At 61.6% G+C, this 1,870-nt stretch carries 2 protein-coding genes; both read left to right on the top strand.

Annotated elements, in window-relative coordinates:
- The first annotated feature begins 184 nt into the window (after positions 1-184).
- Positions 185-397, top strand: a complete 213-nt coding sequence (locus tag H0X95_RS35585) for a hypothetical protein (RefSeq protein WP_175722034.1) — start codon at positions 185-187, stop codon at positions 395-397.
- 15 nt (positions 398-412) lie between these two features.
- Positions 413-1,792 (top strand): group II intron reverse transcriptase/maturase, encoded by a 1,380-nt coding sequence (ltrA, locus tag H0X95_RS35590; RefSeq protein WP_196446431.1) that lies wholly within the window; start codon positions 413-415, stop codon positions 1,790-1,792.
- The last annotated feature ends 78 nt before the right edge of the window (positions 1,793-1,870 follow it).

The raw sequence follows: 1,870 nt of genomic DNA on the forward strand, positions 1-1,870 counted from the left end.
TTTGTGCGCCGAGCATGCGCAACAGCTTGGGGGTGCAAGTCCCCTGTCCAGCCTGATGGGGCGAAGGACTAGCGAAACGCAAGGGCGTCGTCGCGAGGCGGGGTCTGAAGGAAGCGTGTAGCAAAGCCACGACCTGACGAACAGAAACCAGATACGAGGCCTACCCAGTCGGACGAGCGAGCAAATGATCGCGAAGTCCACAACCATCAAGGGCTGGGGTGGTAAATCTGGCAGGTGTGTGGTGAAGGCGGTTGAGCTTACCTCGGGAGGCCTGCCCGGTGTCCTGGAATCAGGACTGAACAGCTTGCAAGGGCTGTTGATCGCCGTGCAGGAGTCAGCAGCGGGCATATTAGGGTGGCGACGCCTGAAGGCCCAAACGGAGAGGAGCGGCAAGTAAGCCGGAGAACTCGACATGGGAGCGCAGCAGAAAACGCATCGCGTCCTCGGGATCGAAGCTAGGGGTGAAGCCCCGAAGGCCGATGCCCGAGGGGCTGAACCTGTGGCGGCGAACCCCGAGCCTGAAAGCCCGTCGGCTTGCGACCGACTGATGGCAGAAGTCTGCGAAAGGGAGAACCTGAAGCAGGCGTTGAAGCGTGTGAAAGCGAACAAGGGTGCACCGGGCGTGGACGGCATGACGGTTCAGGCATTACCGGCGTACCTGCGGGAGCACTGGCCGACGATACGGGCCTCACTACTCGAAGGAACCTACCAACCCCAACCTGTGAGACGGGTCGAAATACCCAAGCCGGATGGAGGGGGCGTGCGCAAGCTCGGCATCCCTTCTGCGCTTGATCGATTCGTCCAGCAGGCGGTCTTGCAGGTGCTGCAAAGGCAGTGGGACCCGACGTTCTCGGACTCGAGTTATGGCTTCCGTCCGGGACGCTCGGCGCATCAGGCCGTGGTGCGCGCGCAGGGCTACATCCAGGCAGGACATAGCTGGGTGGTAGACCTGGATCTAGCGCAATTCTTTGACCGCGTGAACCACGACATCCTGATGAGCCGGGTGGCAAGCCGTATCAGCGACAAGCGTATGCTGAAGCTGATCCGTGCGTTCCTGACGGCAGGTGTGCTGGAGAACGGGCTGGTTGGTGCAACGGAAGAGGGCACGCCCCAGGGCGGTCCGCTGTCACCGTTGTTGTCCAATCTGATGCTCGACGAGCTTGACAAACTGCTTGAGCAACGCGGACTGCGATTCGTGAGGTACGCCGACGATTGCAACGTCTACGTATGCAGCGAACGTGCAGGCCAGCGGGTGATGGCAGGGCTGAAGGCCTTCCTTACCGGCAGGCTGAAGCTGAAGGTCAATGAAGCGAAGAGCGCCGTCGCACGGCCTCACACACGAAAGTTTCTGGGCTTCACCTTCCTGGGGCGAAAGCAGGTCAGAAGGCGCATTGCGCCCAAGGCACTGGCTCGCTTCAAGGATCGGGTCCGGGAACTGACGCAACGCTCGCGCGGGATCAGCGTCGACCAGTTGATCGGCACGCTGAAACGATATCTGACGGGCTGGCGTGGCTACTTTGGTTTCTGTGAAACGCCCAGCGTGCTCAAGCAACTGGATGAATGGATCCGACGCCGCCTGCGCTGTTTCTTCTGGAAGCAGTGGAAGCGTGGCCGGACCCGATTCCGGGAGCTCGTTGCGCGAGGCGTGAACCGACACCTTGCCGCACAAACGGCGGGCTCGCCCCACGGAGTCTGGCGCTTAAGCAATAGCCCGGCACTGAGCAAGGCACTGTCGAATCGTTACTTCCGCTCGTTGGGTCTTCCGTCGCTGGGTCCATCGCCGATCAACTGATCCGAACCGCCGTGTACGGACCCGTACGCACGGTGGTGCAGGAGGGGTCGGGCCGCGAGGCCTGCCCCTATCCTAATT

This window comes from Burkholderia sp. 9779_493, from assembly GCF_015712215.1.
Taxonomy (GTDB): Bacteria; Pseudomonadota; Gammaproteobacteria; order Burkholderiales; family Burkholderiaceae; genus Burkholderia; species Burkholderia cenocepacia.